This is a genomic window from Comamonas antarctica (assembly GCF_013363755.1).
GTDB classification, from domain to species: domain Bacteria; phylum Pseudomonadota; class Gammaproteobacteria; order Burkholderiales; family Burkholderiaceae_C; genus Comamonas; species Comamonas antarctica.
Genome location: NZ_CP054841.1, coordinates 23172 through 44182, shown reverse-complemented (window position 1 = coordinate 44182; position 21011 = coordinate 23172). Strand labels below are relative to the sequence as shown.

Here is a 21011-nt window from a genome sequence, read left to right as displayed (position 1 = left end):
GCGCAAATTTCCTGCGTATGCGGCACCGCGGTGGTGCGCCGCCACGGCGCCCTGCTGGTGCGCGCGGCCGGCCATGCACCCCGATAAGGATTCGACGTGACTTCAACTGCGACTGCGCCAGTTCCCTTGCGCGTGTTCAGCGCCGTGCTGGCCACCGAGACCAACAGCTTCGCGCCGCTGCCCACCAGCCTGGCTTCGTTCCAGGAGCGCTCGTATTTCCCCGCGGGCCAGCATCCCGACGAGCCGCTGTACAACTCCGGCCCGCTGTGGGCGGCGCGCGTGCGCGGGCGCGAACAGGGCTGGGTGCTGCACGAGGGCCTGGTGGCCGCGGCCCAGCCGGGCGGCATCACCACGCGCGCGACCTACGAGGCACTGCGCGACGAATTGCTGGCCGACCTGCGTGCCAGCCTGCCCGTCGACATGGTGCTGCTGGGCCTGCATGGCGCGATGGTCGCCGATGGCTACGAGGACTGCGAAGGCGACCTGCTGCAGCGCGTGCGCGCGCTGGTCGGCGCCGGCGTGGTGATCGGCGCCGAGCTCGACCCGCACTGCCATCTGTCGCAGGCCATGGTCGACCACACCGATGTGATGGTTGCGTTCAAGGAATATCCGCACACCGACGTGCTCGAGCGCGCCTATGAACTGGTCGACATCTGTGCCGCCACGGTGCGCGGTGAGGTGCGTCCGGTGGCCGCGGTGGTGGATTGCCAGATGGTCGCGGTGCTGCACACCTCGCGTGCGCCCATGCGCGGCTATGTCGACCGGCTGCAGCAGCTCGAGCGCGCGGGCCAGGCGCTGACGATCTCGGTGGTGCATGGCTTTCCCTGGGGCGATGTGCCCGACATGGGGACCCGGCTGCTGGTCTATGCCGATGGCGACGCGCGCGCCGCGGCCCGGCTGGCGCGCAGCCTGGCGGACGAGCTGATCGCGCTCCGGGACCAGCTGTCCGCGCCCGCGCCGGGGATCGAGGCCGCGCTCGACCAGGCCCTCAAGGCCGAAGGCCCGGTGGTCATGGCCGACGGCGCCGACAACCCCGGTGGCGGCGCGGCCGGCGATGCCACCTTCGTGCTGCAGGCGATCCTGGCGCGCGGCATCCGCGAGGTGGCGATCGGCCCGCTGTGGGACCCGTCGGCCGCGGCGCTGGCCGTGGCCGCGGGCGCGGGCGCGCGCCTGCCGCTGCGCATCGGCGGCAAGATCGGCCCCTTGTCCGGCGACCCGGTCGATCTGCTGTGCACCGTGCTGGCCGTGAACCCGGCCCACCACCAGAGCGGATTGTCGGGCGCCAAGGTGCCGATGGGCGCCTGCGCGCTGGTCGAAGCCCAGGGGGTGCAACTGGTGCTGGCCTCGATCCGCACCCAGGCCATGGGCACCGACCTGTTCAGCGGACTGGGCTGCGATCTGGCGCGCAGGAAGCTGATCGTGGTCAAGTCCTCGCAGCATTTCTTTGCCGAGTTCTCGAAGATCGCCAGCCAGGTGCTGTATGTGCAGGCGCCCGGAACGCTGACCGACGACCTGCGCACGCTGCCCTACCGGCGCATCCAGCGGCCCAAATGGCCCCTCGATGCCTGATCCTGTTACCACCGACCCGAACCCCGCCATGCACTTCTTCCCATCGCCGCTTCCCTTCGCAGCCCGCAGCCGGCGCCGGCTTGCGGCGCTGCTGGCCGCCGGCTGCTGCGCCATGGCCTCGCCCGGCGCGCAGGCGCAAGACACCTGGCCGGCCAAACCCATCAAGCTGATCGTGCCGTCCGCGCCGGGCGGCGGCGTGGACACGGTGGCGCGGATCTGGGCGAACTGCGCCGCCACGCGCATCGGCCAGCCGTTGGTCATCGAGAACCGCGCCGGCGCCAACGGCCTGCCGGCGGTGCAGGCGCTCAAGCAGGCGCCGGCCGACGGCTATACGCTGTTCATTGCCGGCATGTCGCAGCTGACCGTCACGCCCTATGTCTACGCCAAGCCGCCGTATGAGGTGGCCAGGGACTTCGAAGGCGTGAACCTGGTGGTGAGCAGCCCCTATCTGCTGGTCGCCAGCCCGGGCTCGAAGATCGACCGATTCGCCGATATCGGCAAGGCGGCAGCGGCCGCGCCGGCAGGCCTGAATTTCGGCTCGCCGGGCACCGGCAGCCCCGCGCATCTGATGTCGGCCATCCTGGCGGACAAGCTCAAGGCGGCGCTGGTGCATGTGCCGTTCCAGGGCGAGGCCACGGCGCTGACCAGCGTGGTCGGCAACCAGATCGACCTGGCGCCGTTCATTGCCGGCACGGCATTGGGCAATGTCAAGGCCGGCAAGATCAAGGCGCTGGCCGTGCTGGGCAGCGCGCGGCTGGCCGATCTGCCCACGGTGCCGACCGTGGCCGAACTCCTGGGCAGCGCCGAGCTGGCCCATGGCTCCTGGACCGCGCTGATGGCCCGGTCCGGCACGCCCGCGGCCGTGGTGCAGAAGCTGCATGCCGCGACGCAGCAATGCCTGCAGGAGCCCGACGTGGTCCAGCGCTACCAGGGCATGCATGCGGTGACGCTGCCAGGCACCCGGGCCGATGTTGCCGACTACATCCGCCGCGACACCGACGTCTGGAAGCCGCTGGTGGCGCGGCTGGGCGTGCGCAACGACTAGTCGGCCGCGGGTGCTGCCGGCGCGGGCTGCTGGCGGGGCGCCCGGGCGCGATGGGCCGGCGTGCAAGCTCAGTGGGTGGCGGCAGCCGGGCCGAGGCGGCGCGGCCGCAGTTCGCTGGCCAGTATGCCGGCGACGATGAATACCGCGCCCAGCAGTGCCGTGGCCGGCAGGCGGTCGCCCGCGATGCGGCCGATGATGCCGGCCCAGACCGGGTCGGTGGCATAGATCAGCGTGGCCCGCGTCGGCGAGACCGATTGCTGCGCCCAGTTCATGGTCAGATGGATCAATGCCCTGACCAGTCCCAGCCCCACGCCGCTGGCCGCCCAGACCCAGGAAAACGCGGGCACGCTCTCGCCCGCGAGCGGCATGGCCGCAAGGGCGCACACGCCCGCCACCAGCAGCTGGATGGCCGTGACGCGCTGCACGTTGACCTGGCCCGCATATTTGCCGATCAGCAGGATCTCCAGCGCGATCACGAACGCGCCCAGAATCGTCGCGGCTTCGCCCACGCCCAGCCGCCACAGCGACGCGCCGCCCGGATTGCTGACCAGCAGCAGGCCGATGAACGCCAGCCCGATGCCGGCCCAGACCATGGGATGGGGCGCACGCCGCGTGAGCAGCCACTGCAAAAGCGGCACGGCCGGAACATACAGCGCGGTCAGGAAGGCGGCGCGGCTGGCCTCGATGCTCTGCAGCCCCTGGCCCAGCAGCGCATAGGCGACGCAGATCGACGCGCCGATCGCCGCGCCCGCCAGGAGCTCGGCCTGCGTGACTCCGGCCATCAGCCGGCGAAAGACCAGCATGGTCGCGAGCCCGGCGACAACGAAGCGCAGGCCGACGAAGAACAGCGGCCCGCTATGGGCCATCGCGGCGTGCATCACCACGAAGGTGCCACCCCAGAGCACGGTCACCGCCAGCAGCGCGGCCTCCTGGCGGGAAAAGCGCGAAAGCACGGCGGTGCGAGTCCAGGGTTTGAGCAGCATGGGGCGCGATTCTAGGAGCCGCCGTGCGCGCCGCGGGGCGCCTGCCGGGGAGCTCCAGCGCCGGGCGGGGCTATTGCCGCGCGCCGGCCCGGCGCTCGGCCCCTCAGTAGCGCCGCTGCTTGTCGACGACTGCCGGCAGCGCGCCGGTAGCACGCCAGCGGCGCACATTCGCGGCAACGATGGCGGCCGCCGTCGCGCGGTTGGTGGGCGCCGAGATATGCGGCAGCAGCGTCACCTGCGGATGCTGCCACTGCCATTGCGCCGGCGGCAGCGGCTCGGTCTGGAATACATCGAGTACCGCATGCGCGAGCTGCTGTGCATCGAGCGCCGCGCGCAGGCCCGCGTCGTCGACGATGGCGCCGCGCGCGAAGTTGATCAGCGCCGCGCCCGGGCGCAGGTGGGCCAAGGCGGCAGCGTCCAGCATGCCTTCGGTCTCGGGCGTGAGCGGCAGCAGGCAGACCACGATGTCGGCGCCGGCCAGCAGCGCCGGCAGTTCCTCGGCGCCGGCAAAGCACTGCACGCCCGCGACCGCCTTGCGGCTGCGGCTCCAGCCCGACACCTGGAAACCGGCCGCGCGCAGCTTGGCGGCACTGGCCGCGCCGAGTTCGCCCAGGCCCAGCAGCGCCACCGTCTTGCGCTGCGGCGGCACATAGTCATGCGCGCGCCAGATGCCCGCGGCCTGCTGGCGCGCGTAGCGCGGCATGTCGCGGTGCAGGTACAGCGTCCAGGCCAGCACCGCCTCGGCCATGGTCTCGGCGAGCTGCGGGTCGACCAGCCGCACGATCTGCACCGGGCTGTCTTGCAAGTCCGCGACCAGCCGCTCGACGCCGGCCCAGACGCTGTGCACCCATTGCAGGCGCCCCAGCGTGGCCAGCTCGCGCGGATCGGGATTGGCAACGATGGCCATTTCGCAATCCGCGCGCGCCCGCGCATCGAGCGCGGCGAGGTCCACGATGCGCTCCTCGGGCAGCGCCGCCTGCAGTGCCGCGCGCCAGGGTTCGGCAAATGCGTAGCCGGGCGCGCAGACCAGCGGCAGGCAGCCGCTCATTGCGCGTAGACCTTGTCCAGGTCGCGAAAGCCCTTGACCTCGATGGGATTGCCGCAGGGGTCGAGAAAGAACATCGTCGCCTGTTCGCCGGGCTCGCCGGCAAAACGGATGTGCGGCTGCAGCACGAAGTCCAGCTTCTGCGCGGTGAGGCGCGCGGCCAGCGCCTGCCAGTTGTCCATGCCCATCACCAGGCCCAGGTGCGGCATCGGCACCAGGTGCTCGCCGACGCGGCCGGTATGGGTGACCGGGAAGGGCTCGCCCAGGTGCAGCGAGAGCTGGTGGCCGAAGAAGTCGAAATCGACCCAGGTGTCGGTGCTGCGGCCTTCTTCGCAGCCCAGCACGCCGCCATAGAAGGCGCGGGCTTGGTCGAGGTCACGGACATGGTAGGCGAGATGGAAGCAGGTGCGCATGGCAGGCAATCGGGTGGCGGTGGGGGAAAGCAGTGATGGGCGCAACAATAGCGGGCATACTTCAAAAGACATAGCCAATAATATTTTTCCTCGCTAAAGGTTTTCTTTTGGAGACTCGGTATCTGAAAAGCCTGCTGGCAGTGGTCGACAGCGGCTCGATTGCCGAGGCGGCGCGCACCGAGCACCTCACGGCCGCCGCCATCGGCCAGCGCGTGCAGGTGCTCGAGCGTGAACTGGGCTTTGCCCTGCTGTCGCGCAGCGGGCATGCGGCGCGGCCCACCCCGGCTTGCAGCCAGTTGCTGGCGCGCATGCGCCGGCTGGTGCGCGAGGCCGCGCTGCTGCAAAGCGATGTCGGCACCGACGGCCTGAGCGGCAGCCTGCGTATCGGCGCGGTCTCGACGCTGCTGACCGGGCTGCTGCCGTGCGCGCTGCGCCGCTTCACCCAGGCCGCGCCCGACGCCCGGGCAGTCATCGTGCCCGACACCTCGCGCGGGCTGTACCGGCTGCTGCAGGCCGGGGAGATCGATGCGGCGCTGATGGTCGCGCCGCCGTTTGCCTGGCCCAGGGCGCTGCGCGCCGTGGCCCTGCGCGCGGAGCCGCTGGTGCTGCTGGCGCCGCCGGGCACGCGCGGACGGCCGGCCACGCTGCTGCGCCGGCTGCCCTACATCCGCTACGACCCGAACGCCTGGGGCGGGCGCCATGCGGCCGCCTGGCTTGCCGACCAGCAGATCGCGCCCACGGTGCTGTGCGACCTCGACGCGCTCGAGGCCATTGCGCTGCTGGTGGCCGACGGCATGGGCATGAGCCTGGTGCCGCAGTGGCCGGGCATCGAGCGCTTTTCCGCCGACTGCCGGGTGCTGCCGATTCCCGGCGCGGCCTATGCGCGCCAGATGGTGCTCGCCAGCCCGGCCGCGCCGGATTTCCCGCGGCTGCTCGAACTGCTGCAGCAGTCCTTGCAAGCACCGCCAGCATGAGCGCGGGCGGGGCGCGGCCTGGGCGCTGCAGCGCGCGGGCGGCCCGGTTTTCCTGAGGAAACCGGCGCCTCGGTATACTGCGCGCCGGCCCCCGCAACAAGTCTTACCTCCATATTACAAATGACCTACCCGACGCATGCCGCCTTCGCGGCGCAGCTGGGCACCGCTTTCGAGGTTTCGGGCGCGGCAGAGGCAGTGGCACTGCAGCTGGACACTGTCCACCCGCCCGCGGGGGATGCTTCGGCCCCTGGACCGACATCCTTCAGCCTGGTGTTCCTGGGCGACGCGGTGCTCAGGCTGGGGCAGGGCACCCATTTGTTTTCGCATGCCCGATTGGGCGAATTCGCGCTGTTCATCGTGCCGCTGGGCCCCTCGCGCAGCGATGGCCGCATGCAGTATGAAGCGGTGTTCAATTGACTACCCCACGAAAGAAGCGTCTCCCATGGCAAATCACCCTGCACTGAACCGGCGCGGTTTCCTGGCGCGCGGCAGCGCCGCCTCCGTGGCGCTGGCTTCGGCATCGACCGGCCTGGCCACGGCATCGGCTTTCGCGCCGGCGCCGCCGCAGTTTCCCGCAATGGACCCGGCCGCGCAGGCCTGCATGCGCAGTTTCTGCGCCGCGGATTTCGCCGTCGGCCAGTTCTTCAGCGTGGGGCCCGCGGGGCAGGCCGCGGCGCTGCGCCTGGTCAGCATCGAGACCTCCGGCGCGGCGCAGGAGCGCCCGGCGGCGGCCCGCAGCGAGCCCTTCAGCCTGGTGTTCGTGGCCATGGACCAGCGCGCGCTGGCCTCGCAGACGCATGAGTTCCAGGGCACCGATGGCCAGCGCTTCGCGGCGTTTGCCAGCGCGGTCGGCGCTGCCGCGCATCCGCACGGCCAGCACTACGAAGTGGTGTTTGGCTGAAGCCGGCGCCGCGCCCGCAGTACCCACGTCCGAGCCTGACTTGACCGCCGCCCTGCAACTGCGTGCGCTCACGGCCGCCGATGCCGAGGCGGTGCATGCGCTGTACGTCGCGACGCGCATGCCCGAGATGGCGCATTACCCGCTGGGCGAGGCCGAGCGCGCGCAGTTCCTGCGCCTGCAGTCGCTGGCGCAGCAGGCGCATCACGCGCGCCATTACCCGGGCGCGGCGCTGGATGCGGTGCTGCTCGACGGCCGCCTGATCGGCCGGCTCTGCGTCTGGCGCCAGCCCGGCGAGATCCGGCTGATGGATATCCGCCTGCTGCCCGAATGCTGCGGCGCCGGATGGGGCACGCAGCTGCTCGCGGCGCTGACCGCCGAGGCCGCCCGCAGCGGCGCGCGGCTGACGCTGCATGCCGCGGTCGCAAGCCGCGCGCGTGCCTGGTACCGCCGGCTGGGATTTGTCGAAGGCGTGGATGACGGCGCCACGGTTTTCATGTCGCTGGCCGCGCCACCGCGCGGCCCGGCGCGCTAAATTTTCGATTCACAGGGAGCCCACGATGGCAGAACCTTTTCTTGGCGAGACCCGCTGCTTCAGCTTCGCCTTTGCGCCCAGGGGCTGGGCATTGTGCAACGGCCAGTTGCTGCCCATCAACCAGAACCAGGCGCTGTTCTCGCTGCTAGGCACCACTTTCGGTGGCGATGGCCGCGTCAACTTTGCCTTGCCCAACCTGCAAGGACGCGTGCCTATCCACATGGGCCAGGGGTTCACGCTGGGCCAAAGCGGCGGCGCACAGGCACATACGCTCACGGCTTCCGAACTCGCTCCCCATACCCATCTGCTGCGCGTGGCCGAGGGCGCCGCGCGCGTGGCGGCGCCCACCAACGCCACGCTGGCCGCGGCCCCGTTCAACGCCTACTCGGGCCCGGGCGTCAGCAGTGCCGAGCGCCTGGCGCCCATGCACCCGGCCACGCTTGCCACGGCCGGGGGAGCGCAGGCGCACACCAACATGCAGCCGTTCCTGACCCTGAGCATCTGCATCGCGCTGCAGGGCATCTTCCCTTCGCCCAACTAGGAGCCGCACCATGGCACAACCTTATGTCGGTGAAATCCGCATCTTCGCGGGCAATTTCGCTCCCGCAGGCTGGATGTTCTGCGAGGGGCAATTGCTGCCCATCAGCGAGAACGAAACCCTGTTCCAGCTGATCGGCACCACCTATGGCGGCGATGGCGAGACGGTCTTCGCGCTGCCCGATCTGCGCGGGCGCCTGAGCCTGCACCAGGGCAGCGGCTTCGTGCTGGCCGAGACCGGCGGCGTCGAGCAGGTCGCGCTGACGGCGCAGCAGATCGCGGTCCACAGCCATGCGGTGATGGCGGCCGTGCCGGCCAATGCGCCCGCCGGCACGATCAATGCCACCAGCCCCTCGCCGGTGAACAATCTGCCCGCGCAGGGCAGCACCAAGATCTATGCCGCGCCATCGGTGGCGCCCACGGCGGCGCTCAATGCCACGGTGGTCACATCGGCCGGCGCGGGCCAGCCGCACAACAACCTGATGCCCTATCTCTGCGTAAACCACATCATCTCGCTGTTCGGCATCTTTCCTTCCCCCACCTGAGGCACCCATGGCAGATCCTTTCGTCGCGGAAATCCGCATGGTTCCGTTCAATTTCGTGCCGCGGGGCTGGGCCGCCTGCAACGGCCAGCTGCTGCCGCTGTCGCAGAACACGGCATTGTTCTCGCTGCTGGGCACGACCTATGGCGGGGATGGAAAGTCCACCTTCGCCTTGCCCGACCTGCAGGGCCGCGCCGCCATGCATCCCGGCCAGGGCCCGGGGCTGTCGCCTTATGACCTGGGCCAGTACGGCGGCCAGGCCGCCGTGAGCCTGGTCGAGCCGGAGATGCCGCCGCACACCCATGCCATCCGCGCCGTGGCCGCGCCGGGCGGCACGGTGTCGCCCGAGGGCGCGGCGTTGGCGCGCGCGCCGGGCACGGCTTCGCTGTATGGCCCGGCCAGCGGCATGACCGGCATGATGTCGCCGCGCACCGTGGATGCGGGCGGTGGCCAGCCGCACAACAACCTGCAGCCCTATCTGACCATGCACTTCATCATCGCGCTGCAAGGGGTGTTTCCACCACGCGGGTGAAGCCACCGCGCCGCGCGCGGCGCCGCTTGCGATGGCCGGCCTTTGCGCCGGCTTTTCTTTGCGCGCCGCCTGCCGCGGCGCGCTCGCGCCCCGGCAGGCTCCGTTCAGGGCTCGAGGCGCACGCCGCCGACCAGAACATCGATGTCCAGGCGGCGCGGCGCGCTCAGCTCGCGCAGATGCACGCGGGCCTTGACCGGATCGCTGTCCTCCACGGCTTCAAGCAGCCGGCCGGACTCCGGCCCGCCGGTGTCGGCGCGCAACACGGTGAAGCTGCCGTTCTCCACGCTCAGCGTGTAGTTCGGGCTCGCCAGCGTGGCCGACGGGGTGATCGCATACTGGCCCGGCGCCGAGACGCGCGTGGCGGCGGTCGCATAGCTCAGGCTGCCGAGGACCTGCGCCGCGGTGTCGCTGCCCTGCAGGCCGCTGACCACGCCCGTCAGTTCCGGCAGCGGCAGGCCGTTGAGGCTGCTCTGGTCATCGGCGCTGACCACCAGCCGGGCCGGCGTGATGCGGCCAACCGCGGCCGAGACCGTGGTCGAGGCCAGCTGGTAGTTGCTGGCGCCGCTGCCGCCCAGTGCGATACCGGTGGCCGTGACCTGTTTGCCGGCACCCGCGTTGCGGTTGTCATAGCTTGCCGTGGGCGCGGGCGTGAGCGTGACGTCTTCGCTGCCCAGCACGCCCGTGAGCGTGTAGTGGGCGGCGGTCAGCGTGGCGGCGGTGCCGGCATCGTAGACCTTCTCGACGCTGCCGCTGAGGCCGGCCTGCACGGTGGCCGGCGTGATGCGCGCCGCCACCGTCTGGCCTGCGGCCAGCTGGTAGTTGCTTGCCAGCCCGGTGCCATCGGCAAGCACGGCCGAATGGACCGTGACCTGGCGCGCCGTGGCCACGTCCTTGCTGTCGAAGCTGCCCGTCGCCAGCGCGCGCAGCGTCTCGCTGCCGACCAGTCCGGCCGTGATGGCCAGTGCGGGCGCTGCGGCGGTGCTGCCGTCATACACCTTGTCGGGCGCCGTGGCGCTGGCCGTCAGGGTCCGCGGCGTGATGGCTGCCGCGGCCTGCTGGCCCGCTTCGAGGCGGTAATTGCTGGCCAGCCCGTTATGGCCATCGGCCAGCGTGACCGAATCCACCGTGACGGTGTTTGCGGTCAGCACGTCCTTGCTGTTGAAGCTGCCCGTGCCGGTAGCCGTCACGTTTTCGCCGTTGACCAGTCCTGACGCAATGGCCAGCGTTGGCGCTGCGGTGGCCGTGCCGTCATAGACCTTGTCGGTGGCGGTGGCCGTGGCCGTGAGGGTCTTGGCGGTGATGGATGCCGCGGCCTGCTGGCCCGCATCAAGGCGGTAGTTGCTGGCGAGGCCGTTATTGCCATCGGCCAGCGTGACCGAGCTCACGGTCACGGTATTGGCCGTGAGAACGTCCTTGCTGTTGAAGCTGCCGGTGCCGGTAGCCGTCACGGTTTCGCCAGCAACCAGACCGGAGGCAATGGCCAGCGTGGGCGCGCCCGTGGCCGTGCCGTCATAGACCTTGTCCGTCGCCGTGGCGCTAGCCGTGAGTGCCCTGGCCGTGATCGAAGCCGAGGCCTGCTGGCCCGCGTCAAGACGATAGTTGCTCGCCAGGCCATTATTGCCATCGGCCAGCGTGACCGAATTCACGGTGACGGTATTGGCCGCGAGCACATCCTTGCTGTTGAATGTGCCGATGCCAGTTGCCTGCACGGATTCACCGTCGACCAGACCCGAGGCAATGGCCAGCGTGGGCGCGCCCGTGGCCGTGCCGTCATAGACCTTGTCGGTCGCCGTAGCGGTAGCCGTGAGTGCCCTGGCGGTGATCGATGCCGCGGCCTGCTGGCCCGCGTCAAGGCGGTAGTTGCTGGCGAGGCCATTATTGCCATCGGCCAGCGTGACCGAATTCACGGTCACGGTGTTCGCGGTCAGCACATTCTTGCTATTGAAGCTGCCGGTGCCCGTGGCCGTCACGGTTTCGCCCGCTACCAGGCCGGAGGCAATGGTCAATGTCGTGTTTCCAGTGGCCGTACCGTCATAAACCTTGTCGGTGGCGGTGGCGCTAGCCGTGAGCGTCCTGGCCGTGATCGAGGCCGAGGCCTGCTGGCCGGCGTCAAGGCGGTAGTTGCTGGCCAAACCATTGCTGCCATCGGCCAGCGCGACCGAGTTCACGGTCACGGTATCGGCCGTCAGCACATCCTTGCTGTTGAAGCTGCCAGTGCCCGTGGCCGTCACGGTTTCGCCCGTGACCAGACCCGAGGCGATGGTCAAGGTCGGGTTTCCAGTGGTCGTGCCGTCGTAGACCTTGTCGGTGGCGGTTGCCGTGGCCGTCAGAGTCTTGGTGGTGATGGATGCCGCGGCCTGCTGGCCCGCATCAAGACGGTAGTTGCTTGCCAGGCCATTGCTGCCATCGGCCAGGGTGACCGAATTCACGGTGACGGTATGGGCCGCGAGCACATCCTTGCTGTTGAAGCTTCCCGTGCCTGTGGCCGCCACGTTTTCACCCGCGACCAGCCCCGAGGCAATGGCCAGCGTGGGCGCGCCCGTGGTGGTGCCGTCATAGACCTTGTCGGTCGCCGTGGCGGTCGCCGTGAGTGCCCTGGCCGTGATCGAGGCCGCGGCCTGCTGTCCCGCATCCAGGCGGTAATTGCTGGCGAGGCCGTTATTGCCATCGGCCAGCGTGGCCGAATCCACGGTGACGGTATGGGCCGTTAAAACGTCCTTGCTATTGAAGCTGCCAGTGCCCGTGGCCGTCACGGTTTCGCCAGCCACCAGACCGGAGGCGATGGTCAAGTTCGGGTTTCCCGTGGCCGTGCCGTCATAAACCTTGTCGGTGGCGGTCGCCGTCGCCGTCAGGGTCTTGGCGGTGATGGATGCTGCGGCCTGCTGGCCCGCAGCAAGGCGATAGTTGCTGGCGCGGCCATTCGTGCCATCGGCCAGCGTGACCGAATTCACGGTGACGGTATGGGCCGCGAGCACATCCTTGCTATTGAAGCTCCCCGTGCCCGTGGCCGTCACGGTTTCGCCAGCGACCAGCCCCGAGGCAATCGCCAGCGTGGGCGCGCCCGTGGCCGTGCCGTCATAGACCTTGTCGGTGGCCGTGGCGGTGGCCGTGAGCGTCCGGGCCGTGATCGAGGCAGCAGCCTGCTGGCCCGCATCCAGGCGGTAGTTGCTGGCCAGGCCATTCGTGCCATCCGCCAGTGTGACCGAGTTCACCGTGACCGTATTCGCTGTCAGCACATCCTTGCTGTTGAAGCTGCCAGTGCCGGTAGCCGTCACGGTTTCGCCGTTGACCAGTCCGGACGCAATCGCCAGCGTTGGCGCGCCCGTGGCCGTGCCGTCATAGACCTTGTCGGTTGCCGTGGCAGTGGCGGTCAGCGCCCTGGCTGTGATCGATGCAGAGGCCTGCTGGCCCGCGTCAAGGCGATAGTTGCTGGCGAGGCCATTATTGCCATCGGCCAGCGTCACCGAGTTCACGGTCACGGTATTCGCGGCCAGCACGTCTTTGCTATTGAAGCTGCCCGTGCCGGTAGCCGTCACGGTTTCGCCAGCAACCAGACCCGAGGCAATGGCCAGCGTGGGCGCGCCCGTGGCCGTGCCGTCATAGACCTTGTCGGTCGCCGTAGCAGTGGCGGTCAGCGCCCTGGCTGTGATGGCTGCCGCGGCTTGCTGGCCCGCGTCAAGGCGATAGTTGCTGGCGCGGCCATTATTGCCATCGGCCAGTGTGACCGAGTTCACGGTGACGGTATTGGCGGTCAGCACATCCTTGCTGTTGAATGTGCCCGTGCCCGTGGCCGTCACGGTTTCGCCATTGACCAGCCCCGAGGCAATCGCCAGCGTGGGTGCACCCGTGACCGTGCCGTCATAGACCTTGTCGGTTGCCGTGGCGCTAGCCGTGAGCGTCCTGGCGGTGATCGAGGCCGCAGCCTGCTGGCCCGCGTCAAGGCGGTAGTTGCTGGCGAGGCCGTTATTTCCATCGGCCAGCGTGACCGAATTCACCGTGACGGTATTGGCTGTCAGCACATCCTTGCTATTGAAGCTGCCCGTGCCCGTGGCCGTCACGGTTTCGCCATTGACCAGCCCCGAGGCAATCGCCAGCGTGGGCGCACCCGTGGCCGTGCCGTCATAAACCTTGTCCGTAGCGGTTGCCGTGGCCGTCAGAGTCTTGGCGGTGATAGATGCAGAGGCCTGCTGGCCGGCGTCAAGTCGGTAATTGCTGGCGAGGCCGTTATTGCCATCGGCCAGCGTAACCGAATTCACGGTCACGGTATTCGCGGCCAGCACGTCTTTGCTATTGAAGCTGCCGGTGCCGCTAGCCGTCACGGTTTCGCCAGCTACCAGACCCGAGGCAATCGCCAGCGTGGGCGCCCCCGTGCTTGTACCGTCATAGACCTTGTCGGTCGCCGTGGCAGTTGCCGTGAGCGTTCTGGCCGTGATCGAGGCCGCGGCCTGCTGGCCCGCGTCAAGTCGGTAATTGCTGGCGAGCCCGTTATTGCCATCCGCCAGCGTGACCGAATTCACGGTCACGGTATGGGCCGCGAGCACATCCTTGCTATTGAAGCTGCCCGTGCCCGTGGCGGTCACGGTTTCGCCCGTGACCAGTCCGGAGGCGATGTCCAGGCGCGCGCTGGCGGCCGTGCTGCCGTCGTAGGCCTTGTCGGCCGAACCGGCAATCACGTTGCCGCCGAGTGTCCTGGCCGTGATCGCTGCCGAAGCCTGCTGGCCCGCGTCCAGGCGATAGTTGCTGGCCAAGCCATTGTTGCCATCGGCAAGCGCCACCGAAGCCACCGTGACGGTGTGGGCGCTCAGCACATCCTTGCTGTTGAAGCTGCCGGTGCCCGTGGCCGTCACCGTCTCGCCGCCCACCAGGCCGGAGGTGATGGTCAGCACCGGCGCAGCGCTGGCATTGCCGTCGTAGACCTTGTCCGCGGCGGCAGCGCTCGCCGTCAGCGCCCTGGCGGTGATCGACGCCGTGGCCTGCTGGCCGGCTGCGAGCTGGTAGTTGCTGGCAAGGCCGTTGTTCCCGTCTGCCAAACCGACCGAATTCACGGTGACGGTGGTGGCGGCCAGCACATCCTTGCTGTTGAACGTGCCCGTGCCCGTAGCGGTCACGGTTTCGCCGTTGACCAGGCCGGAGGCAATCGCCAATGTCGGCGCGCCCGTGGTCGTGCCGTCATAGACCTTGTCGTTGGCGGTGGCGGTGGCCGTGAGCGTCCTGGCCGTGATCGAGGCCGCGGCCTGCTGGCCGGCGTCAAGTCGGTAATTGCTGGCGAGGCCATTATTGCCATCGGCCAGCGTGACCGAATTCACGGTGACGGTGTTTGCGGTCAGCACGTCCTTGCTGTTGAAGCTGCCGGTGCCCGTGGCGGTAACGGTTTCGCCCGTCACCAGGCCCGAGGCAATGGCGAGCGTGGGCGCTGCCGTGGTCGTGCCGTCATACACCTTGTCGGTCGCTGTAGCGCTCGCGGTCAGGGTCTTGGCCGTGATCGAGGCCGAGGCCTGCTGGCCGGCGTCGAGGCGGTAGTTGCTGGCCAGGCCGTTGTTGCCGTCGGCCAGCGTGACCGAATTCACCGTCACGGTGTTCGCGGTGAGCACGTCCTTGCTGTTGAAGCTGCCCGTGCCCGTGGCGCTCACGGTCTCGCCGCCAACCAGCCCCGAGGTGATGGTCAGCACCGGCGCCGCGCTGGCGCCGCCGTCGTATTGCTTGCTGCTGGCGCTGGCGCTCGCGGTCAGCGTCCTGGCCGTGATCGCCGCTGCCGCCGACTGGCCGCCGGCGAGCTGGTAGTTGCTGGCCAGGCCCGTGCCATCAGCCAGCGTCACCGCGCCCACCGTGACGCGGTTGGCGTCGGCCACGTTGCGGCTGTTGAAGGTGGAGGCGCCGGTGGCCGTGAGGGTCTCGCCATTGACCATGCCCGAGGTGATGGCCAGGCGCGCGCTCGCGGCAGTGGTTCCGTCATAGACCTTGTCGGCCGACCCGGCGACCACCGCCGCGCCCAGCGCCTTGGCGGTGATCGATGCCGCGGCCTGCTGGCCGGCGTCGATGCGGTAGTTGCTGGCAAGCCCGTTGGCGCCGTCGGCCAGCGTGATCGCATCGACCGTGACGCGGTTGGCCGCCAGCACATCCTTGCTGTTGAAGCTGCCGGTGCCCGTGGCGCTCACGCTCTCGCCATTGACCAGGCCCGCGTTGATGGTCAGTACCGGCGCGGCCGCGGCGCTGCCGTCGTAGACCTTGCTGCTGGCCGTGGCCGTTGCGGTCAAGGTCCTGGCGGCAATCGCTGCCTGTGCGGTCTGGCCTGCGGCCAGCGTGTAGTTGCTGGCCAGGCCGGTGCCGTTGGCCAGCGCCGTGCCGGTCAGGGTGACGCTGTTGGCCGAGGCCACGTTCTGGCTGTTGAAGATGCCGGTGCCGGTGGCCGCCAGCGTCTGGCCGCCCACCAGCCCATCGGTGATGGTCAGTGTGGCCGTGGCCGCGGTGCTGCCGTCATACACCTTGTCGGCCGACCCGGCATTGATGGTGGCGGTGAGTGCCTTGGGCGTGATCTGGCCGATGTTGGCGTTGCCCAGCGCCGCTTGCCCGTAGCCATAGACGGCCACCGCGCCGTTGCTGATGGTGCGCGGGCCGGCAAAGCTCAGCGTCTTGGCGTTGCCGGCGTTGGCGCTGTCGTAGGACGCGCCGGTCAGTGCCGCCAGGGTGTCGTTGTCGACCAGGCCGGTGGTGGTGTAGCTCACGGGCGCGGTGACGCTGTTCGTGCCATCGTAGGTCTTGCTCACCGGGCTGGCGTTGGTCAGGGTGATGCCCAGCGTCGGCGCCTGGCTGAACAGCAAGCCGTTGAGCGTGGCGTCAGCCACGTCCGTGGCGCCATAGCTGGCGTTGTATTGCTTGAAGCCGTAAGACAGGCCGCCCAGCGTGCTGTTGCCGGCCAGCGCCGTGGGATCGGCCGACCACACCAGCCAGCGGCTGCCCGCGCCCGCCGCAAGCGCCGTCGCGCCGCGGTTGTTCACCAGTTTCTGGCCCGCCAGCGTGATGCTGGTGCCGCTGCTGGCGCTCGCGCTGAGCGTGCCTTCCAGCACGATGTTGGAGTTCGCGCTCGGGCCCTGGTTGGTGGCCGTGATGGTGTGCGCCGTGACATCGCGCAAAGTGATGTTGCCCGAGGTGTTGTTGGTCAGCCCCGCGCCGTCGCGCAGCGCGATGTTCACCGCGCCGCTGCCCGCGTTCAGCGCGGTGCCGGCGGCCATCTCGATGCTGGCGTTGCCCGCATCGCGCAGCGCGTTGCCCACGCCATTGGCCCGCTTGTCGTTGCCGATCAGCGTGAGGTTGCCATTGCCGGTGTCGATGCTGGCGTTGACCTGCACCGAGCGCCCGGCCTGCAGCGTCAGCGCGCCGGTCGAGGTGCGGTTGGCGCTGATGGCACTGCCCACGGTGATGTCGTTGTCGGCCTTGAGGATGACGGCCGTGCCGCCGTTGAGCACCGTGGTGATGGACGCGGCGCTGATGGTGTTGCTGACCACGGGGACGGCGGTGGTGCCGGGCGTGTAGATCTGTCCTGCAAGGCCCGGCTGCGCGCCCGACGGTGCCGCCGCGGTGAACAGATAGACCGCGCCATAGTGCGGCGCGGGCACCAAGTTGGGCGTCTTGTTGGCGCCGATGTCCTGCGATGCGCCCACCGCCAGGCGGTCGCCCGCGCCGTTGAATGCGACCGCGGCGCCGAAGTTGTCGCCGGTGCCATAGGTGCTGCTGGTGCTGCGCAGCGCGGCCACGTTGACGTTGCCGGCGCTGGTGACGTCGCCCGGATTGACGTTGTAGCCGCGCCCCATGATGCCGCGCAGCTCGCCCGCAGCCAGCAGGCTGCCGGGGAAGCCAAACAGGTAGACCGCGCCCGAATCGGCGTTGGTGCCAGTCGCGCCGACCGCCAGGCGCGACGCCGTGCCGCTGCGGTTGAAAGCCACGGAAGCACCGAAGCGGTCGCCCGCCGACAGGTCCAGGTTGATGTCGTTGGTGGCGGTGCGGGCCTTGCCGATCACGCTGCGCTGCGTGACGCTGGCGTAGCTGTTGTCGACAAAGCTCAGCAGGTGGACGGCGCCGGTATTGCCCGCGGTGCCCGAGGCGCCTACGGCCAGCGCCGTGCCGCCGCTGTCGAGCGCGACGGCCGAGCCGAACGCATCGCCGCTGGCCAGGGCGCCGACCTCGGCCGCGCCGAGGGTGCGCAGCAGCGAGGGCGCGTTGGTGCCGGTGTCGAAGAGTTTGACCGATCCGCTGGCCACGTTGCCCACGGCCAGGCGCGTGCCCGCGCCATCGAGCGCGACGGAACTCGCGCCGACGCCGGTCAACGGACTGGTCCAGCGCGAGGCGGCCGCCGTGAAGCCGGTGCCAAAGCTGTAGAAGCGCACGCTGCCCGCGCCCGCGGCGCCGACCGCGAGCCGGTCGCCCGCAGCGCTCAGCGCCAGCGCCGAGCCAAAGCGTTCGCCGCCCGACAGCGCCACATCGAGGTTGTTGCCGCCGGTATAACCCTTGCCCAGCGTGCCCTTGAGCACGCCGCCGTTGTAGTTCGCGTCGCTGAAGGTGAACAGCTGCACCGCGCCGGCATTGGGAGTGGCGCTGTTGAAGCCCGAGTCGCCGGGCACGCCGACGGCGATCTGCGTGCCGGCGGCGTTCATTGCCACGGCCGAGCCGAAATTGTCCGTCGATTGCAGGCCGACCTCCACGCCCGGCGCCGCGGCCACGGTGTTGACGTCCACGCTCTTGCTGCCCACGGCGGCGATGCCGCTGCCGATCACGCCGTCCAGCGCCAGCGTGCCGCCCGTGCGGCTGAACAGATAGGCCGCGCCGCCGGCGTCGGGCAGTTCGGCCGCGCGGCTGCTGCCGGCATCGGCCGGGGCGCCGATCACCAGCCGGGTGCCGGCGGCGTTCATGGCCACCGCTGCGCCAAAGCCTTCGCCGCCATCGGTGAGCCGCGCCACGTCATAGTTGCCCGCGCCGGTGTAGCCCTTGCCGATGGTGCCGGCCAGCGCGCCGCCCGCAAACGGCGTGCCGGTGCCGAAGCTGTAGAGGCGCACCGCGCCGTAGTAGCCGGTGTTGTCCCGGCCCTGGTCGCCGGTGGCGCCCACGGCCAGCAGGTCGCCGGCCGCCGACAGCGCCACGGCCGCGCCAAACGTATCGCCGTCCTCGAGCGCCGCATCGACGTTCTTGCCGCCGCTGTAGCCGCTGCCGATGCGGCCCTGCAAGGTGGCGCCGCTGAAAGCCGGCGTGCCGCTGAAGCTGTACAGATAGACGGCGCCGCGCTGCAGGCCGTCGAGTCCCGCGCCCATGTCGCCGATCGCGCCTGCGGCCAGCAGATTGCCGCTGGCATCGAGCGCCACGCTCTGGCCGAACTGGCTGCCGTCGGCCAGGCCCGCGACCTGGACATTCCTGCCCGCTGTCGGCGCCGCGCTGAGCAGCGTCTGAACCTTGCTGTTGGCGTAGTTCGCCTGATCGATGCCCAGCAGATAGACCGCGCCGCGCAAATAGGCGCCGTCATTGGCGTTGCCGCCGCCCAGATCGCCGGTGGCGCCCACCGCCAGCCGGTCGCCCGCCGCATTGAGCGCCACGCTGGTGCCGAAGGCATCGCCATCGACCAATCCGCCGGTCTTGGCGCCGTTTGCGCCGCGCAGGTCCAGGGCGCCCGCGCCGGCCGTGACATTGCCGATCTTCAGTGCCTGGCTGCCGCCCGAGAGCGCGGCGTCGCCGAAGCGGAACAGGTAGGCCGCGCCCTGCGAGATGCCGTTGGCGCTGGTGCCCAGGTCGCCCGGCGCGCCCACGGCCAGCAGGTCGCCCGTGGCGTTGAGCGCCACCGAGGTGCCGAACAGGTCGCCCGCGGCCAGCGCGACGTTGACGTTCTTGCCGCCGGTGTAGCCGCTGCCGACGGTCGACGTCAGCGCCGCGCCGGAGTAGCTGCTGTCGGTGAAGCGGTACAGCCGCACCGCGCCCAGCCCGCTGCTGGCGTAGTAGCCCGGGCCCGGGCCGCCGGCCGCGCCCATGTCGCCGGGCGTGCCCACCGCCAGGGTGCGGCTGTCGGCATTCAGCGCCACGGCGGCGCCGAACGCCGCGCCATCCTTGACGCCCTGCGACGGGTTGGCCGGGCCGTAGCCGTTGCCCATCAACGCGCTGTAGCTCCAGGCACTGGTCTCGACCGGCGTGCCGATGTAGAGGTTCTTCGGGTCCAGCAGCAGGCTGCCGCCGGCGCCGGCCTGCACGTTTTCCAGCGCCGTGTGGCGCAGCATGTCCTTCGACGAGATCTCGATCGCGCCACCCTGGCCCGCGCCGCGCGCGTCGATCGCGCCGAGCTGCGTGGTCTCGCTGTCCGACCACACCACCGCCGTGCCGCCCTGGCCCTGCGCGCCGCGCGCCGAGACATCGATGCGGCTGCTGTCGTTGACGAAGGTCTTGCCGGCGTTGACCAGGTTCGGCGTCGCGCCCCAGCGCGTGACGAAGCGCTCGACCGGGATCGCGCCCGCGGGATCGGCCTCGGCGCCGCCCTGGAAGGCACCGCCGACGCGCACGAGCCCGCCCTGCGACTGGCCCGTGGCGCTGATCTCGGCCGACAGCAGGCGCACGCCGCTGCCGGAGATGTCGATGCGGCCGCCCGCGCCCTGCGCGCCATCGGCGCGGTAGCTGCCCGAGGACAGCACGCCGCCGTCGGCCAGCGCACGCACCGTGCCGCCGTCGGTGGCGCCCGAGACGTCGGTCCGGCTGCCGCTGCTTTCCACGATCTGGCCGCCGGCGCTGTAGCGCACCGCGCCGCCCTGGCCGGCCAGGCCCCGGGCGCTGACGGTATCGGCCAGCGACAGCGTGCCCTGCGCGCTGGCGGCGATGCTGCCGCCTTGCAGCTGGCCGTCGGCCTGCAGCGTGCCGCCCAGGCCGATGAAGCCCGCGGTCAAGGCAATGCTGCCGCCGGACTGGCCCGCGCCCGTGCCGCTCGCGTCCAGCGTGCCGGTATTGGTGATCTGCCCGGCATCCGCGCGGATGGCGCCGGCCTGCGCGCCGCCCTGCAGGTCGGCAAGGCTGGTGGCTTCGATGACCCCGGTATTGTTGACCACGCTTTGCAGCAGCGAATTCGCCGCGCGCGCCGACAGGATCACCTGGCCGCCCGCGACGCGGATCGCCAGCCGGTTCTCGACCAGCGTGTCCAGCGCCGCGCTGTCGACGCTCATGTTGATCAGCCGGTCGCCCTGGATCTGCAGCGTGATGCGCTCGCCCGCGCCCAGTGCCACCGTGCCCAGCGTCGCCACCAGCACGCCTTCGTTGCGCACCTCGGGCGCCAGCAGCGCGATGTAGCCGCCCTGGGCGGCCGTGATCCGGCCCTGGTTCACCACGCTCGACGCTTCTCCGCCGCTGCCCAGCACGAAGCGGTAATCGCGCGCCATGAAATTCTGGTCGCTGATGTCAAGTGTCGAGGCCGTCAGGCCGCCGGTGTTGACCTGGGCGCCCGCGCCGAACAGGATGCCGTTGGGATTGACCAGAAACACCTGGCCGTTGGCCGTGAGCTGGCCCTGGATCTCCGAGGGATTGCCCGCCGCCACGCGGTTGAGCACGGTCGCCGACGCGTTCGGCTGGACGAAATTCACCTGCGCCTGGCTGCCGATGTTGAAGCTCTGCCAGTTGAGCACCGCCTGCTGGCTGGCTTGCGTGACCTCCAGCCGCACGCCGTTGCCGGCCGTGGCCTGCACGCCGCCGATGCTGGCCTGGCCTGCCGCCAGCTGTCCGCCCGTGGGCAGCGCCGTCGGTGCCAGCGCCTGCGCGCCGGCCGTGCCCATCAGCCCGGCATTCACCAGCAGCGCGCACAGCAGGCGCGACGGGCGCTTGCGCGGATGGCTCTGAAAGGCGGTTCTGGCGCGCAGGCACAGCTGGGCAATCCAGTCGAGAACACGGGTGGCGAGCGTTTTTTTCATGGCAGGTCTCGGTGCGGGGC

The 21011-nt window shown here is 70.1% G+C and carries 13 protein-coding genes; 9 read left to right on the top strand and 4 right to left on the bottom strand.

Annotated features, from left to right (window positions below):
* Nucleotides 1–126: 126 nt before the first annotated feature.
* A complete protein-coding gene (locus tag HUK68_RS19635; RefSeq protein ID WP_175506421.1) occupies nt 127–1569 on the top strand; it encodes a M81 family metallopeptidase in 1443 nt (480 codons plus the stop codon).
* Entirely contained in the window at nt 1562–2614 is a 1053-nt protein-coding gene (locus HUK68_RS19630; RefSeq protein WP_175505944.1) for a Bug family tripartite tricarboxylate transporter substrate binding protein, read from the top strand. The genes HUK68_RS19635 and HUK68_RS19630 overlap by 8 nt, the downstream gene beginning before the upstream one ends.
* Nucleotides 2615–2682: 68 nt before the next feature.
* Here HUK68_RS19630 and HUK68_RS19625 read toward each other — a convergent pair whose 3' ends face one another.
* The 3 genes from HUK68_RS19625 to HUK68_RS19615 form a co-directional block, all read right to left on the bottom strand.
* Entirely contained in the window at nt 2683–3597 is a 915-nt protein-coding gene (locus HUK68_RS19625) for a DMT family transporter (protein WP_175505943.1), read from the bottom strand.
* Between the two features lie 103 nt (nt 3598–3700).
* Complete coding sequence (locus HUK68_RS19620; protein ID WP_175505942.1) at nt 3701–4645, bottom strand: 2-hydroxyacid dehydrogenase; 945 nt, start codon at nt 4643–4645, stop codon at nt 3701–3703.
* Nucleotides 4642–5055, bottom strand: coding sequence for a VOC family protein (locus tag HUK68_RS19615; protein ID WP_175505941.1), 414 nt, complete (start codon nt 5053–5055; stop codon nt 4642–4644). The genes HUK68_RS19620 and HUK68_RS19615 overlap by 4 nt, the downstream gene beginning before the upstream one ends.
* A gap of 107 nt (nt 5056–5162) precedes the next feature.
* Here HUK68_RS19615 and HUK68_RS19610 point away from each other — a divergent pair, with 107 nt between their 5' ends.
* The 7 genes from HUK68_RS19610 to HUK68_RS19580 all read left to right on the top strand — a co-directional run bounded on the left by HUK68_RS19610 (nt 5163) and on the right by HUK68_RS19580 (nt 9073).
* Nucleotides 5163–6029 carry a LysR family transcriptional regulator gene (locus HUK68_RS19610; RefSeq protein WP_175505940.1) on the top strand — a complete coding sequence of 289 codons (867 nt, stop codon included), beginning with the start codon at nt 5163–5165 and terminating at the stop codon, nt 6027–6029.
* Nucleotides 6030–6149: 120 nt separating this feature from the next.
* Nucleotides 6150–6446, top strand: coding sequence for a DUF6916 family protein (locus HUK68_RS19605; protein ID WP_175505939.1), 297 nt, complete (start codon nt 6150–6152; stop codon nt 6444–6446).
* A gap of 25 nt (nt 6447–6471) precedes the next feature.
* Nucleotides 6472–6930, top strand: coding sequence for a DUF6916 family protein (locus HUK68_RS19600; RefSeq protein ID WP_175505938.1), 459 nt, complete (start codon nt 6472–6474; stop codon nt 6928–6930).
* A 40-nt stretch (nt 6931–6970) separates the two neighbouring features.
* Nucleotides 6971–7462 (top strand): GNAT family N-acetyltransferase, encoded by a 492-nt coding sequence (locus HUK68_RS19595; RefSeq protein WP_175505937.1) that lies wholly within the window; start codon nt 6971–6973, stop codon nt 7460–7462.
* Between the two features lie 25 nt (nt 7463–7487).
* Nucleotides 7488–8003, top strand: coding sequence for a phage tail protein (locus tag HUK68_RS19590; RefSeq protein WP_175505936.1), 516 nt, complete (start codon nt 7488–7490; stop codon nt 8001–8003).
* A gap of 10 nt (nt 8004–8013) precedes the next feature.
* Complete coding sequence (locus HUK68_RS19585; protein WP_175505935.1) at nt 8014–8544, top strand: phage tail protein; 531 nt, start codon at nt 8014–8016, stop codon at nt 8542–8544.
* 7 nt (nt 8545–8551) lie between these two features.
* Nucleotides 8552–9073: a phage tail protein gene (locus tag HUK68_RS19580; RefSeq protein WP_175505934.1), complete on the top strand. Its 522-nt coding sequence runs from the start codon at nt 8552–8554 to the stop codon at nt 9071–9073.
* Between the two features lie 104 nt (nt 9074–9177).
* On the opposite strand, the gene HUK68_RS19575 is transcribed toward HUK68_RS19580, so the two are convergent.
* Nucleotides 9178–20991, bottom strand: a complete 11814-nt coding sequence (locus HUK68_RS19575; protein ID WP_175505933.1) for a YDG domain-containing protein — start codon at nt 20989–20991, stop codon at nt 9178–9180.
* Between the last annotated feature and the right edge of the window lie 20 nt (nt 20992–21011).